This window comes from Pseudomonas sp. PS02303, from assembly GCF_029959925.1.
Lineage (GTDB): Bacteria > Pseudomonadota > Gammaproteobacteria > Pseudomonadales > Pseudomonadaceae > Aquipseudomonas > Aquipseudomonas mandelii.
On the sequence record NZ_JASCOM010000139.1, the window covers coordinates 1 to 15,705 of the forward strand.

At 59.7% G+C, this 15,705-nt stretch carries 12 protein-coding genes; 4 read left to right on the plus strand and 8 right to left on the minus strand.

Annotated elements, in window-relative coordinates; all coding sequences use genetic code 11:
• Positions 1 to 88 precede the first annotated feature (88 nt).
• Positions 89 to 457: a PilZ domain-containing protein gene (locus QMX98_RS23540; protein WP_077749405.1), complete on the minus strand. Its 369-nt coding sequence runs from the start codon at positions 455 to 457 to the stop codon at positions 89 to 91.
• Between the two features lie 159 nt (positions 458 to 616).
• On the opposite strand from QMX98_RS23540, the gene QMX98_RS23545 reads away from it, so the two are divergent.
• The 3 genes from QMX98_RS23545 (at position 617) to yjiA (ending at position 4,026) form a co-directional block, all read left to right on the plus strand.
• Entirely contained in the window at positions 617 to 2,683 is a 2,067-nt protein-coding gene (locus QMX98_RS23545; protein WP_169858201.1) for a carbon starvation CstA family protein, read from the plus strand.
• A 14-nt stretch (positions 2,684 to 2,697) separates the two neighbouring features.
• The gene (locus QMX98_RS23550) at positions 2,698 to 2,895 is read left to right on the plus strand and encodes a YbdD/YjiX family protein (protein ID WP_010467494.1); all 198 of its coding nucleotides are present in this window, start codon (positions 2,698 to 2,700) and stop codon (positions 2,893 to 2,895) included.
• Positions 2,896 to 3,057: 162 nt separating this feature from the next.
• Positions 3,058 to 4,026 (plus strand): GTPase, encoded by a 969-nt coding sequence (gene yjiA, locus QMX98_RS23555; protein ID WP_282411458.1) that lies wholly within the window; start codon positions 3,058 to 3,060, stop codon positions 4,024 to 4,026.
• A gap of 99 nt (positions 4,027 to 4,125) precedes the next feature.
• Here the strand turns inward: yjiA and QMX98_RS23560 are convergent, their stop codons facing one another.
• The 5 genes from QMX98_RS23560 to QMX98_RS23580 form a co-directional block, all read right to left on the minus strand.
• Positions 4,126 to 4,809: a GntR family transcriptional regulator gene (locus QMX98_RS23560; protein ID WP_200667052.1), complete on the minus strand. Its 684-nt coding sequence runs from the start codon at positions 4,807 to 4,809 to the stop codon at positions 4,126 to 4,128.
• Positions 4,810 to 4,834: 25 nt separating this feature from the next.
• Positions 4,835 to 5,539, minus strand: coding sequence for a FadR/GntR family transcriptional regulator (locus QMX98_RS23565; protein ID WP_010467500.1), 705 nt, complete (start codon positions 5,537 to 5,539; stop codon positions 4,835 to 4,837).
• A 67-nt stretch (positions 5,540 to 5,606) separates the two neighbouring features.
• A complete protein-coding gene (locus QMX98_RS23570) occupies positions 5,607 to 6,920 on the minus strand; it encodes a C4-dicarboxylate transporter DctA (protein WP_010467502.1) in 1,314 nt (437 codons plus the stop codon).
• Between the two features lie 254 nt (positions 6,921 to 7,174).
• On the minus strand, positions 7,175 to 8,428 hold the full coding sequence (gene glyA, locus QMX98_RS23575) for a serine hydroxymethyltransferase (RefSeq protein ID WP_010467504.1): 1,254 nt from the start codon (positions 8,426 to 8,428) through the stop codon (positions 7,175 to 7,177).
• 217 nt (positions 8,429 to 8,645) lie between these two features.
• On the minus strand, positions 8,646 to 12,494 hold the full coding sequence (locus tag QMX98_RS23580; RefSeq protein WP_221107430.1) for a bifunctional diguanylate cyclase/phosphodiesterase: 3,849 nt from the start codon (positions 12,492 to 12,494) through the stop codon (positions 8,646 to 8,648).
• A gap of 286 nt (positions 12,495 to 12,780) precedes the next feature.
• On the opposite strand from QMX98_RS23580, the gene ettA reads away from it, so the two are divergent.
• Positions 12,781 to 14,445: an energy-dependent translational throttle protein EttA gene (ettA, locus tag QMX98_RS23585; protein WP_282411459.1), complete on the plus strand. Its 1,665-nt coding sequence runs from the start codon at positions 12,781 to 12,783 to the stop codon at positions 14,443 to 14,445.
• A gap of 167 nt (positions 14,446 to 14,612) precedes the next feature.
• Here ettA and QMX98_RS23590 read toward each other — a convergent pair whose 3' ends face one another.
• Both QMX98_RS23590 and QMX98_RS23595 read right to left on the minus strand, forming a co-directional pair.
• A complete protein-coding gene (locus tag QMX98_RS23590) occupies positions 14,613 to 15,107 on the minus strand; it encodes a GreA/GreB family elongation factor (RefSeq protein WP_077749398.1) in 495 nt (164 codons plus the stop codon).
• Positions 15,108 to 15,177: 70 nt separating this feature from the next.
• Positions 15,178 to 15,534, minus strand: coding sequence for a hypothetical protein (locus QMX98_RS23595; RefSeq protein WP_010467512.1), 357 nt, complete (start codon positions 15,532 to 15,534; stop codon positions 15,178 to 15,180).
• Positions 15,535 to 15,705 lie beyond the last annotated feature (171 nt).

Consider the following 15,705-nt stretch of genomic DNA (forward strand, 5'->3'; position numbering starts at 1 on the left):
CGATAGCGATCTGACATTCAACATTTATGTCGACTGGCATTCCGCTATCGCGAGCAGGCTCGCTTCACATTGGATCAGTGTTGAGCCTTCAGACTTCTATGAGCGCGCCCAATTCGCGCTCCAGTTCCTTGGGATCCCCCACGTTGAACTCGATCAACCGCCGCAGGCGTTCAATCGATTCCAGGCTGATGTGTTTGCAGACGAACCCGAGTTGACCATGATCATCGTGGGTCAACATCACATCCATCTTGATCTCGACGTCTTCGTTAAGATGAATATCCACCAGGAAATGCCAGTTCGGATTACCCAGCCACGGCTCGGGCTTCTCGATCAGCAGTCCCTTGAGTGACAGGTCGATCAACTTTACCGGCCAGATGAACTCTCCCTGGCTCAGCTCTGTTCTGGCATCGAACGCAATACGTTTGAAGCGGCGGCGATCGGCGGGGAGCTCACTCATGGCGCAATCCTCTTGATGTTCGCTGACTATAGACCGCCACGGTCAAAGCCTGCCAGTGAGGACAGTCCTCTAGACCAATGTCGGGGTATGGCCTTTGCCGTCAGGCGAGCTAAACTCGGGGTGGCTGTCTTTCTTGTCCACCCTGGCTGGAATCATAAAATGAAAAATAATAATAGCCTGCTACGCCATCTACCCTGGCTGCTGCTGGCAATCGTGGGAGCGTGCGCCCTTGGTGTCGTGGCATTGCGTCGAGGCGAGGCGATCAACGCCTTGTGGATTGTGGTCGCAGCCGTGGCCATTTATCTGGTTGCCTACCGTTACTACAGTCTGTTCATCGCCAACAATGTGATGCAACTCGACCCGCGACGGGCCACCCCCGCCGTGCTCAACAATGATGGTCTGGACTACGTCCCCACCAACAAACACATTCTTTTTGGTCACCACTTCGCCGCCATCGCTGGCGCGGGGCCGCTGGTCGGTCCGGTATTGGCTGCACAGATGGGCTATTTGCCCGGTACGCTGTGGCTGATTGCCGGCGTGGTCCTGGCCGGTGCGGTTCAGGACTTTATGGTCCTGTTCATGTCCACTCGCCGCAACGGCCGTTCCTTGGGCGACATGGTCCGTGAAGAAATGGGCCGCATCCCCGGGACCATTGCGCTGTTCGGCTGCTTCCTGATCATGATCATCATCCTCGCGGTGCTGGCATTGATTGTCGTGAAAGCTCTGGCCGAAAGTCCTTGGGGCATATTCACGGTGATGGCGACCATCCCGATCGCGATGTTCATGGGCATTTACATGCGCTACATCCGCCCGGGCCGCATTGGCGAAATCTCCGTGGTCGGGGTGCTGTTGCTGCTGGGCTCGATCTGGCTCGGTGGGCAGATTGCCGCCGATCCGGTCTGGGCCAAAGCCTTTACCTTCACTGGCGTACAGATTACGTGGATGCTGGTCGGTTATGGTTTTGTAGCCGCCTCGCTGCCGGTCTGGCTGATTCTGGCGCCGCGCGACTACCTCTCGACCTTCCTGAAAATCGGCACCATCGTGGCCTTGGCGATCGGCATCCTGATCACCATGCCTGAGCTGAAGATGCCGGCGCTGACCCAGTTCATCGACGGTACTGGCCCTGTGTGGAAGGGCGGTCTGTTTCCGTTCCTGTTTATTACCATCGCCTGTGGCGCGGTCTCGGGTTTTCACGCGCTGATCTCCTCCGGCACCACGCCGAAATTGCTGGATAACGAAGTCAACGCCCGTTACATCGGTTACGGCGGCATGCTGATGGAATCCTTCGTCGCCATCATGGCGATGGTGGCGGCTTCGGTGATCGAGCCAGGTGTGTATTTCGCCATGAACAGCCCGGCGGCAGTCGTCGGCGGCGATGTGGTGACCGTGGCCCAAACCGTCAGCAGCTGGGGCTTTGCAATCACCCCGGAAGCGCTGCAAGCGGTGGCCAAGGACATCGGTGAAACCACGATCCTGGCCCGTGCCGGCGGTGCGCCGACCCTGGCGGTCGGTATCGCGCAGATCCTGCACAGTGTCCTGCCGGGTGAAAACACCATGGCGTTCTGGTATCACTTCGCGATTCTGTTTGAAGCGCTGTTCATCCTGACGGCTGTTGATGCCGGCACCCGTGCCGGGCGTTTCATGCTGCAGGATTTGCTCGGTTCCTTCGTGCCGGCGCTGAAACGCACCGAGTCCTGGACCGCCAACCTGATCGCGACCGCTGGTTGTGTGGCGATGTGGGGCTGGTTGTTGTACCAGGGCGTCATCGATCCACTGGGCGGCATCAACACCTTGTGGCCGTTGTTCGGTATCTCCAACCAGATGCTGGCCGGTATCGCGCTGATGCTCGGCACCGTTGTGCTGATCAAAATGAAACGCCAACGTTACGTCTGGGTGACCATGCTGCCAGCCGTGTGGCTGCTGATCTGCACCACCACCGCCGGTTTCATCAAGCTGTTCGACGCCAACCCGGCGATCGGCTTCCTGTCGCTGGCGAAAAAATACAGCGATGCGCTGGCCAACGGTCAGATCCTCGCCCCGGCCAAGGACATCACTCAGATGCAGCACGTGATCTTCAACGCTTACACCAACGCAACGCTGACGGCGCTGTTCCTGTTCGTGGTCTTCAGCATCCTGTTCTATGCGCTCAAGGTCGGTATCTCCGCCTGGGGCAGCAAAGGACGCACGGATAAAGAAGCACCGTTCCAGGCGGTGCCAGATGCGTAATCGAGGATTGCACCATGTTCAATGACCTGAGTCGCCTCGGTAAATACCTCGGTCAGGCCGCGCGCCTGATGGTCGGCATGCCCGACTACGACAACTACGTCGAGCATATGCAAACCAAACACCCGGACAAACCGATGATGAGCTACGAGATGTTCTTCCGGGAACGCCAAGAGGCTCGTTACGGTGGCAAGGGTGGGCCGAAGTGCTGTTGACCCGGTTGTCGGGTTAACAGCAATCCTTGTGGGAGCTAGCCTGCTAGCGATGGCGGCTGAACATTCAACATCACTGTTGATTGACAGTCCGCCATCGCTGGCAGGCTAGCTCCCACACTTGTTTTGTGTTGCTTTTTAATTTTGTGAAACAGGAGATTCCAGTTGTCCTCTCCCATCCCGGTAACCATCCTCAGCGGCTTCCTCGGCGCCGGTAAAACCACGCTGCTGCGCCACCTGCTCAAAGCCGAGCACGGCCTGAAAATCGCGGTGATCGAGAACGAATTCAGTGACGCCGGTATCGACACCCAGCTGTTGGGCGATGAACCGGTGCAAGTGATGACGCTGTCCAACGGCTGCGTCTGCTGCACCATCCACACCGACCTGACCAAGGCCTTGTACCTGCTGCTCGAACGCCTGGACAGCGGCGAAATTGCCTTTGACCGTCTGGTGATCGAATGCACCGGCCTGGCCGACCCGGCGCCAGTGGCGCAAACCTTTTTCATCGATGAAGAGCTGCGCGAGCGTTACATCCTCGACGGCATCATCACCCTGGTAGACGCGGCGCACGCCGACACTCACCTGACGCAAACCATCGCCCAGGCGCAAATCGGTTTTGCCGACCGCTTGCTGGTGAGCAAGCGCGATCTGGTGGACGAAGCGACGTTTACCGCGTTGAGCGAGCGCCTGACCCGCATCAACCGTCGCGCGCCGATTCGAGTGGTCGAACACGGCAAGATCGACCTGGCCGAATTGCTCGACGTGCGCGGTTTCAACCTGAATGCCGACCTCGGCGGCGTCAGCCTGCGTCCGGTGACCAAGGCGCCCTCCATCGACCGGATCTCCAGCCTGGTGCTGCGCACCGACAAGCCGCTGGATATCGACAAGCTCAGCGAGTTCATGAACGAGCTGCTGGAAGACCATGGCAAGCAATTGCTGCGCTACAAAGGTGTATTGAGCATTGTGGGCGAGCCGCGGCGCATGGTGTTTCAGGGCGTGTTGAAGCTTTACGGATTCGACTGGGACACCGAATGGGCAGAGGACGAGGCGCGCGAAAGCGTGATCGTGTTCATTGCCGATGATTTGCCGGAAGAGAAAATCCGTGAGGGGTTTGCGCGGGTGGCGGCGGATTGAAAGAGTGTGTTCATCGGTGATGACGCCTTCGCGGGCAAGCCTCGTTCCTACAGGTTCTGCGTAGCCCTTGTAGGCGCGAGGCTTGCCCGTGAAGGCGATCTAACCGGCAACACGATTTTTGCCAGGGATGGGTACCGGATCTAGCAACATCTGTTCAAGAATATCGAGGTGGCGGTTTAGCAAAGCCTCGGCAGTCAACGCATCACCACGCTCCAGGGCATTGATAATGTCCTTATGCCACGCGCAAGGGGCCTCCATCTGCGCATCAAACTGCGCAATCGCCAATGAAGTCAGCGGCACCAGGCTGCCAAGAAAATGCGCCAATGGTGCATTTCCCGCCATTTCCGCCAACAGCAAATGAAACTCCCCAGACAACCGGATCGCCGGGCCGCGCTCTGTACAGTGGCGTTCGCGTTCAAGCAGGGCATGCAGGCGGTTCAAGGGTTGCGCACGAGGTTGTCGGCAGGCCAGCCGCACCAAGGTGGTCTCGGTCAATCGTCGGGCATGCAGCGTCTGCCGAGTCTGTTCTGCATCGAGCGTGGCAACGCGGGGCCGATGGTTCGCCCGAAGGACGATGATTTGCTGATGAGACAGACGCGTCAGCACGCCACGAATGTCACTGCGTCGAACGCTGAACATCCGCGCCAGGCTTTCTTCGGTAAAGCGGCTGGACGCATTGAGGCGCTGTTCGAGAATGGCGTCGAAGATCCGCGAATAGAGATCTTCCGCCCGCGGTGGAAGGGGCAGGGCAGTGAGTGTTTGCGGTGAAGCGAAGCTGTTCATGGCCTGTCTCCGGTTCGAAGAAGTTTTAACTGCCGAAGTTGTCGTCTGGAATATTCAGTTCTATGCCCATCCGCTGGCCTTCCCGCAGGATGTGCCGGCGCATCTCGGCACTGGCCTGGGCGCTGTTTTTGCTGCGAATCGCGCGCACCACGGCTTCGTTCTCCTCAAGGCGCTCAGCCAGATGCTCGGGGGAGTTGCGCAGCACCTCGGCGCTTTGCTTGAGGGCATTGCTGGTCTGCTGCACCACGCTCTGGAAAATCGGGTTCGAGGTCAGCGTGAACAGTTCTTCGTGGAACGCGATGTAGGCGTTCACACCGGCCTCGCTGTCGTTAGCCTCCAGCGCTTCGCGCATGTCCATCAAGGTCAGGCGCAGTTGCCCGACCTCCTTGCTGCTGATCGACTGCGCGACCAGGCCGACGATGAACGGCTCGAGGGTGTAGCGCAGTTGCAAGACATCTTCCAGGCTGGCGCCGGCGACCGCGCTGTCGTGGCTTTGGCTGTCGCTGAGATGGGCGTCCAGCACCACCACGCCTTTGCCGGGCATCGAGCGCACCAGGCCAAGGGTTTCCAGCACGATCACCGCTTCACGCAGGCTCGGGCGGCTGATGCCCAGTTGTTCGGCCAGCTCACGCTGCCCAGGCAGCATTTCGCCGGAGCGCCACTGACCACGGGCCAAAGCGGCCCGGAGTTTTTCTACGACTGAGTTCACAACGGTCGACGAGGTAATCACTGTTCGCTCCATGAGCATCCAAAACGGTTGTTGACCGTGCCTGCCCGAAGACAGGCACGGCGTTTATTCAGAATTCCTGCTGATGTGCCGGGGCGACGGGTTTTCTCGGCTGGAAGGTATACCCCACCTGGCCGGAAAGCACTTTGTTCGCCCGTTGAATATCGATGTCCTTCTCCCAGCGGGCGATGGCCACGGTGGCGACGCAGTTGCCGATCAGGTTGGTCAGCGCCCGGCCGATGCCCATGAACCAGTCCACCGCGAGCACCAATACCAGGCCGACCACCGGAATCGCCGGGATCGCCGTGAGTGTCGCTGCCAGAATCACCAGCGCCGAACCGGGAATCCCGTGGGCCCCTTTTGAGGTGATCAGCGAGACCAGCAGAATCGTCAGCAAGTCGGTCATGGCTAGCGGCGTGCCGGTGGCGTTGGCGATGAAGACGATGGCGAGGGTCAGGTAGATCGAGAACCCGTCGAGGTTGAACGAGTAACCCGTCGGAATCACCAACCCCACCGTCGAACTGCCGATGCCCAGGTGCTCAAGCTTGCGCATGATTTGTGGCAGCACGGCGTCGGACGAAGCGGTGCCCATGACGATCAGCAGTTCTTCGCGCAGGTACTTGAGCAACGGCCACATCTTCAGGCCCGAAAGGCGCATCACCAGGCCGAGAATCAATGTCACAAACGCCACGCAGGTCAGGTAAAACAGGCCGACCAGGCTGCCCAGGTGTTGCAGGGAATCCAGGCCATATTTGCTGGTGGTGAAGGCGATGGCGCCGAACACGCCGATCGGCGCCAGGCGCACGATCATGCCCATGATGCGGAAGATCACGTGGCTCAGCTCATTGATCAGCCGGGAAATACCCGACGCTGCTTCGCCCACCAGGTTCAGCGCACTGCCGAACAGCACTGAAAACAGCAGGACTTGCAGGATGTTGTTCTCCGCGAAGGCGCCGATGACCGAGGTGGGGATCAGGTTCATCAAGAACTGGGAGGTGGTTTGCATGTGCTGGCCGCGCTGGGCGATGTCGCCCATGTCGGCAGCGGAAAGCTGATCCAGATGAATGTTCGCGCCGCTGCCGATGCCGGTGGTGAATGCGAACACCAGACCAATCACCAGGGCTATGGTGGTCAGGATTTCGAAGTAGATCACCGATTTCAGGCCGATGCGTCCGACCTTCTTCAAGTCGCCGGCACCGCTGATACCGCTGACCACTACGCAAAACACAATCAAGCCGATGAGCATCTTGATCAGTTTGATGAAGCCATCGCCGAGCGGTTTGAGCTGGGCGGAGTATTCAGGAAGGGTCAGCCCGCAGACGATGCCGAGCACCAGTCCGAGAACCACTTGGAGGAAGATTGAACGCGAGCACCATCTGAGCATGGGAGGAATCCTGGTCGGTGTCCTGGCTGCCGTGCGCTTGAGTGGGCGCATCAGATTCAGGACTTAATTATTGTGGTCTTACCGGTATGTCCAGTGCAGGCGCAGTCTAGGCGCTGTTTTTGGGTGATCGCAAGCGGAAATTGCATAATTGGCATGACCGGTCTGACCAGTGGTGCCGGCTCCTACAAATCCAGGGCGAAAAAAAACCGGCCATCACGTGGCCGGTTTTTTATGGCTGCGGTTTAGCGCCGCAATTAAGCGCCGTACACCGGCAGCTTCTTGCAGATGGCCTTGACCTTCTCACGAACGGCGTCGATCACCGCTTCGTTGTTCAGGTCAGCCAGGATGTCGCAGATCCAGCCGGCCAGTTCTTTGCACTCTGCTTCCTTGAAGCCGCGAGTGGTCACAGCCGGAGTACCGAAGCGCAGGCCGGAGGTGACGAACGGGGAGCGTGGGTCGTTTGGCACGGAGTTCTTGTTCACGGTGATGAACGCTTTGCCCAGAGCGGCGTCGGCGTCTTTACCGGAGATTTCCTGCTTGATCAGCGACAGCAGGAACAGGTGGTTCTTGGTCCCGCCGGAAACCACATCGAAACCACGTTCGATGAACACTTCGGCCATGGCCTGGGCGTTCTTCACTACTTGCTCCTGGTAGGCCTTGAATTCAGGCTGCAGCGCTTCCTTGAAGCAGATCGCTTTGGCGGCGATCACGTGCTCCAGCGGGCCACCCTGGGCGCCCGGGAATACCGCGGAGTTCAGCTTCTTCTCGATGTCGGCGTTGGCGCGAGCCAGGATCAGGCCGCCACGTGGACCGCGCAGGGTCTTGTGCGTGGTGGTGGTCACGACGTCAGCGAACGGAACCGGGTTCGGGTAGACGCCAGCGGCGACCAGACCGGCCACGTGGGCCATGTCGACGAACAGGTAGGCACCGACTTTGTCAGCGATTTCGCGGAAACGCGGGAAGTCGAGGATCTGCGAGTAGGCAGAGAAACCGGCCACGATCATTTTTGGCTTGTGCTCAACCGCCAGACGCTCGACTTCGTCGTAGTCGATCAGGCCGTTGGCGTCGATGCCGTATTGAACGGCGTTGTACAGCTTGCCGGAGGAGGAAACGCTGGCGCCGTGGGTCAGGTGACCGCCGTGGGCCAGGCTCATGCCCAGGATGGTGTCGCCCGCTTGCAGCAGTGCCAGGTACACGGCGCTGTTGGCTTGGGAACCGGCGTGTGGCTGAACGTTGGCGTAATCGGCGCCGAACAGTTCTTTGGCGCGGTCGATGGCCAGTTGCTCAACCACGTCGACGAACTCGCAACCACCGTAGTAGCGCTTGCCCGGGTAGCCTTCGGCGTACTTGTTGGTCAGTACCGAGCCTTGAGCTTCCATCACCGCTGGGCTGGTGTAGTTTTCCGAAGCGATCAGCTCGATGTGTTCTTCCTGGCGCTGAGCTTCTTGCTCCATGGCGGCAAAAAGATCGGCGTCGTACTTGGCAATAGTCAAATCACGGCTGAACATGGCGGTCCTCAAGGATCGGGGCAGAAAAGGGGGGCATTCTAACTCAACCGCTTTTAGATGGCATATGAAAGGACATCATGTCGCAGACGAAAGGAATTCAGCTTCTGGCTGTAAGCCTCAAGCGGCAAGTCAAAAGCGGACCGGCCACTGCTTGAAGCTTGCCACTTGAAGCTTCCAGCTTTCTTCATGTTTGATTGATTGGAGCTGTTGGCTCCAATCAATCAAACATGAAGAGCGCATCATTGCTGAACTGCGCCTCAAACCGGCTCGCCGGCATCGGCCGGCCGAACAGATACCCCTGAACCTCATCGCAACCATGCTCACGCAGGAAATCGAGCTGCTCGTGGGTTTCCACGCCTTCGGCGATCACCGCCAGATTCAGGCTGTGTGCCATCGCAATGATCGCCCGGGCAATCTGCGCATCCTGTTCACCCGACGGCAGGCCATCTACGAAGGTGCGGTCGATTTTCAGCACGTCGATCGGGAATTGCTTGAGGTAGTTGAGCGAGGAATACCCGGTGCCGAAGTCATCGACCGCAATACTCAGGCCGAGGTTTTTCAATCCGGCGAGGATCTGCATCGCTTCGCTGACTTCGCGCATCAGGATACTTTCGGTCAGCTCCAGCTCCAGGCACGCCGGCGGCAGGCCGGTCTCCTTGAGGATGGTGGCAATCCGCGTCCCGAGTTGGCCGTCGGAGAATTGCCGGGCCGAAATGTTCACCGACACCTTAGGCACCCGCACCTTGGCCTGATGCCAGGTCTTGAGCTGACGGCAGGCTTCGCTGATCACCCAGTCACCGACATCCACCACCAGCCCGAGCTCTTCGAGCACCGGAATGAAATCCCCCGGCGGCACCAGGCCGCGACGTGGATGACGCCAGCGCAGCAGCGCTTCGGCGCCGGTCAGGCGTTTGCCGTCGCCGCTGAACTGCGGCTGGTAGTACAGAACGAATTCGTCTTGTTCCAGGGCATGGCGCAAGTCGCTTTCCAGCTCCAGGCGCTCCAGGGCGCTGGCGTTCATGTCCGCCTGATAGAACTGGAAGTTGTTCTTGCCGCGCTCCTTGGCGTGGTACATCGCGGTGTCGGCGTTTTTCATCAGCTGGCTGAGTTCGTTGCCATCCTGCGGGCTCAGCGCGATGCCGATACTGGCGGTGACGAAGAACTCGCGGCCTTCCAGCACGAACGGTTTCACCAGGCTGGCGAGGATCTGCTCGGCGACATGGATCGCCCGGTTCAAGGCGACTTCACGGTTGGCCCGCGGTTGCAGCAACAAGGTGAATTCATCGCCGCCCATGCGCGCCACGGTGTCGTCATCATCGACGCAACCGAGCAGACGCGTGGCCATTTCCTTGAGCATGCGGTCGCCGGCGGCGTGACCGAGGGAGTCGTTGATCGGCTTGAAACGGTCGAGGTCGAGGAACATCAGCACGACCCAGGACTTCTGCCGCTCGGCCGATTGCAGCGCGGTGTGCAGGCGGTCCTGGAACAGCGTGCGGTTGGGCAGGTGGGTCAGGGCGTCGTAGTAGGCTAGGCGGTGAATCCGCTGCTCACTGGCCTTGCGCTCGCTGATGTCGCTGAAGAAGCACACGTAACTGGCCAGGTCACCTTCATCGTCGAGCACCGCCGTTATGCCGACCCAGGCCGGGTAATGCTCGCCGTTGCGCCGCTTGAGCCAGACTTCGCCTTCCCAGGTGCTGTTCTGATGCAGTTGTTTGAGCACATAACGCAGATGGGCTTCCTGCTGCTCGTCGACGGTCAGCATGTTTGGCAACTGGTCCAGCACCTGCTCCACGGCATAACCGCTGACGCGACTGAACGCTTCGTTGGCCTGGACGATGTAGCCGGCCGGGTCGGTGATCAGGATCGCCGACGTCGAATGTTCGAAAACCGTGGCCGCCATGCGTAGGTCTTTTTCGGCCCGGCGCTGCTGGCTGATGTCGCGTCCGACGCCGAGCACGCCTTCGAAGGCCCCGTGTTCGTCCCAGACCAGCACCAGCCGTAGTTCGATCGGAATCTTGCGCCCGTCGGCCCGCAGGCAATCGAACAGGAACAGTTGGGTCTGCACCTGAGTGCGCAGCAGCGCCAGTTGCTCGGGTTTATCCAGCGCTTTGCTGACCCGATCCATCAGGCCGTAAATGCCGGTCAGTTGCTGCGGGTTGGCGATGGTCGATTGCCAGCCGTTCTGGAAGATCCACTCGGCGTCGTAGCCCAGCACGGCATGCACCGACGGGCTGACGTAATTGAGTGCCATTTTGCTGTCGGTGGAGAAAATCACGTCGCTGATGCTTTCGGCGAGCATCCGGTAGCGCTGCTCGCTGTCACGCAGGGATTCACTGGCTTCGATCTGTTCGGTGATGTCCTTGGCTACGCCGATGATCCGCGTGACTTGATCGTGTTTGTCCCGCGCCAGTGCCTGTTCGCGAATGTCGAAACGCCGCCACTTGCCGTCGCGATGACGGAACCGCAACTGGCACTGCAGCAATTGGGTGTAACCCCCGTGGCGCTGGGCCTGGCGGGAGCGGTGGTAGTCATCGGCATCTTCGGGGTGCAGGAGGATTTCCCAGAAGTACTCGCCCATCTGGTGCAACTCGGTACGGTTGTAACCGAGGGTCTGGCCCAGGTGGTGGTTACTGAAAATCATCCGCTGGCTGATCACGTCCTGCACGTACAGGTGGTCCGGCACAGTGCGCACCACATCGGACCAGAACCCTTCGCGTTCCAGCAGCGACAGTTCGATGAGTTTACGGCTGGTAATGTCGGTGATGCTCAGGATCACCGCTTTATAGTCGGCGTAATCTTCCGGCAGGCGCAGCACCAGCCACAGGTGCTGGTCGCGGCCATTGAGGTCCTGGAGTTTGATTTCCAGCTCGAGCTGTCTCTGCTGGTTGAACACCGTTTCGATCACTTGGTGGCCGATGGCGGTGCCGTCCAGCGGGCAGCCGTCAATCAACAGTTTCCAGGCCTGAGCGCAGGAGTTGACGTTGAGCAGTTGCAGGGCGACCTGGTTGACCTCGGTGATACGCAGTTCCTGGAGCAGTTGCTGGCGTTGCTCCGGTCTGTCGAGCCACGCCTTGAGTTGCTCGCTGCTGTGCAGTTGGGCTTTGTCGAAGAAGGTCTTGAGCCCGGAGACGTCCAGTACGCACAGGGCAACACCCGTGCCTTCGAAAATATCGTGATAGCGGCGACGGCCTTCATGCAACTGGCGCTGACGGCGGCGAATGTTCAGCAACACGATGAACGGCAGCAGGGAGAAGGCCAGGCCCAACAGGCATTTGCCGATGAATGCCGGCAACAGTTGTTCGAGCACTTGCTGGCGATCGAACAGTCCGCGCAGTTGCCAGTCGCTGCTGCTCAGGGGCACTGTCAGCACACTTTTGGCCAGATCGTCGGGGGATAACGCGCTCGGTTTGACCGAAGGCGACGCTTCATCGCGGCTGATGATCTGGTGATTGACCCGGTTTTCCACCAGCCACAGCGGACGGATGCCGGCTTCGTTTTGTTTGGTCAGTGACGAGAAAAACGTCGGTGTCAGGCGCAGGGCCCAGTAGCCACGACTGCTGCCGCTGGCTTGATGCAGCAGCAGATGCACCACTGAACCGTCGTCGGCATTGCTGAAATAGTGGGCCTGGGCGCGGCTGCGCCGGACCAGTTCACCCAGGTAATCGGCATCCTGGGCGTCGGCGGCGCTGTCACTGAGGACTTTGCCGGAAGGACTGAGTAGCGCCAGGCTGCGCAGGTCAGGCAGCGATTGTTGCAGTTTGCGCAGTAGCGCCTGCTGTTCGTCGGCACTTTGCGGTTGTTCGACGATCGGTAGCAGGTTCAGTGCAATCTGGGCGTTGAGCGCCATGTTCAGGCTGACTTGCGCGGCCAGATCGGCGGTGTAGTCGATGGTGTATTGCCGCTGGTGCTTCTGTGTTTCGCGCAGCTGATCCAGCAGCTGCCAGAACAGCAAGGCGAGCAACAACAGCACGAGTATCGCCAGCGCACCCTTCAAGGATCCGCGCAGGGGCGCGCCGGTCGCAGGATGAGGTGCGCTCACGGACGAAGGCGGAGAGACATTGGACAAACTGTAATCCTGCGGTTTGGCTGGACTGGCGCGACGTGCACTATAAGCCGGACGCCCGGAGGGCGGCTAGCATGCCTTGTGTTGTGGCGAAGTGCCAGCCCCTCCCGGCTGGACTGCCATCTGTCATTCAGGTAGCTTTGCCGGTTACGCGGGAGCGTTCCAGCTCCTAGACTCAGACTTTTTCAGCGCTCATGCATTGATACATTATCAATCTGACGACGCGCACAGTCTGGCCAGGCATCGCCTGCGCTCCAATCATTCATCTGTCACTGACCCAAGGTTCTCCATGGCTCAATACGTCTTCACCATGCATCGGCTGGGCAAAGTTGTTCCGCCGAAGCGGGAAATCCTGAAAAATATTTCGCTGTCCTTCTTCCCCGGCGCCAAGATCGGCGTGCTCGGCCTCAACGGTTCGGGTAAGTCCACGCTGTTGAAAATCATGGCGGGCGTCGACACCGAGTTCGACGGTGAAGCCCGTCCGATGCCGGACCTGAACATTGGCTACCTGCCGCAAGAACCGATCCTGGATCCGACTAAAACCGTTCGTGAAGTGGTCGAGGAAGCGGTCAGCGTGATCAAGAACGCCCAGGCTCGCCTGGACGAGGTCTACGCCGCTTACGCTGATGAAGATGCCGACTTCGACAAACTGGCCGCCGAACAGGCCAAGCTCGAAGCCATCCTGCAAGCCAGCGACGGTCACAACCTGGATCGCCAACTGGAAGTCGCCGCCGATGCGCTGCGTCTGCCGGCCTGGGATGCCAAGATCGAATTCCTCTCCGGTGGTGAGAAGCGTCGCGTGGCCCTGTGCCGCCTGCTGCTGTCTGCTCCGGACATGCTGCTGCTCGACGAACCGACCAACCACCTGGACGCCGATTCCGTCGCCTGGCTGGAGCACTTCCTGCACGACTTCCCGGGCACCGTAGTCGCGATCACGCACGACCGGTACTTCCTGGACAACGTCGCCGGCTGGATCCTCGAGCTCGACCGCGGCGCCGGTATCCCTTACGAGGGCAACTATTCGGGTTGGCTGGAAGCCAAGTCCGACCGTCTGGCTGCCGAATCCAAGCAGCAGTCGGCCCACGAAAAAGCCATGAAGGAAGAACTGGAGTGGGTGCGCAAAGGCGCCAAGGCCCGCCAGTCCAAATCCAAGGCTCGTCTGCAACGCTTCGAAGAAATGCAGTCGCAGGAATTCCAGAAGCGCAGCGAAACCAACGAGATCTACATCCCGGCCGGTCCGCGCCTGGGTGACAAGGTTATCGAGTTCAAGAACGTTTCCAAGGGTTACGGCGATCGCGTGTTGATCGACAACCTGTCGTTCTCCATGCCAAAAGGCGCCATCGTTGGCGTGATCGGCGGTAACGGTGCCGGTAAGTCGACCCTGTTCCGCATGCTGATGGGCAAGGAAACGCCGGATTCGGGCAGCATCGAAGTCGGCGAAACCGTGCAACTGGCGTGCGTCGATCAGAGCCGCGAAGACCTGGACGGCAGCAAGACGGTGTTCCAGCAAATCTCCGACGGTTCCGATCAGATCCGCATCGGCAACTACGAGATCCCGTCGCGCACCTACGTCGGTCGCTTCAACTTCAAGGGTGGCGACCAGCAGAAGTTCGTCAAGGACCTGTCCGGTGGTGAGCGCGGTCGCTTGCACCTGGCCCTGACCTTGAAAGAGGGCGGCAACGTCCTGCTGCTCGACGAACCGTCCAACGACCTCGACGTTGAAACCCTGCGTTCCCTGGAAGAAGCCCTGCTGGACTTCCCGGGCGCCGCCATTGTGATCTCTCACGATCGGTGGTTCCTTGACCGCGTCGCGACGCACATCCTGGCTTACGAAGACGACTCGCAAGCGGTGTTCTTCGAAGGTAACTACACCGAGTACGAAGCCGATCGCAAGAAACGCCTCGGCGAAGCGGCTTCCCAGCCGCATCGTGTACGGCACAAGAAACTGGCCTGATATCGGGCGGGTTGCATGAAAAAACGGAGCCTTCGGGGCTCCGTTTTTTTATGGGTTTCAGTGACACCGCGGCGCGGCCATCGCCAGCAGGCTGGCTCCCACAGGGGATATGTGAGCGGCACAAATCCACTGTGGCAGCTAGCCTGCTAGCGATGACGGCCTGACGATCACTCGATCTCTATGCTCAACACCTCAATCATCAAATCCCCCACCGGCCGCTTCCACACCACTTCATCCCCGACCTGCGCGCCCAACAACGCCCGCCCCAGCGGCGAGCCCCAGTTGATCAGCCCACTCGCCGCATCCGCCTGATCCTCACCCACCAACTGCACACGCTGTTCGTGGCCCTGTTCATCGGCAAACGTTACCCACGCGCCAATCTGGACTTTATCGGTCGAGGAGGCCGGTACGACTAACTGAGCGCTTTGCAGGCGTTGATTGAAATATCGCCAGTCACGTTCCAGATCGGCCTGGCGCTGTTTGTCTGCGAGTTCGCCTTTCGCACTCTGTCCATTGAGCAGGTTTTGCACTTCGGCGACTTTCGCCTGAAGCTGCGCCAGCCCGGCGGGCGTGACGTAATTGGGCTGTGTGCTGACTTGCCGTTCGACCGGCTGATCGGCTTGCGCGGCGGCGTTATCTTCATTGACGAAAGCGCGACTCATGGTTTTCTCCCGTTATAGGGTTTGGGCCATGGTTGCAGGCTTTTAGTTTCGATGGATGTCTGTCCGCGACTCATTGCGAGCGATAGGCACGGGCGGCGTCCTGGTCCTTTTGTTGCTGCCAGGCTTTGTCGCGGTCGTCCCAGTGGTGGCTGCGATAGTCCTCGCGATCCTCGCTTTCGCGCATGGCCTGGCACTGGCGAAAACCGTCGCTCCAGCCTTCGGCGTACTGCTTGTCCTTGAGATAACGCGGGACGTTCTTGCGAAATTCCCCGGTGATTGCCCCGGCAGCTTGCCGGCCACTGCTGCAACCGTCATCGAAACCATCGGCGAACGCCGGTGGATAACCCTTGGCGATCAAATCCTCGTGGGTCGTCTGGCAACCCGCGATCAACATCAACAATCCCAGCACACCTGCGCAACGCCACATCTCCGACTCCCGGGCCGTTGGACGGCCAATGGGTGAATTCTAGGAGTGGATTCGTGAGGCAGTTGTGAAAGGCGTGTGATTAATCTGTTGGCCACCACACATCCGCTGTGGGATCGAGCCTGCTCGCGATGGCGGTGTGTCAGTCAACACTGATGTCGACTGATACACCGC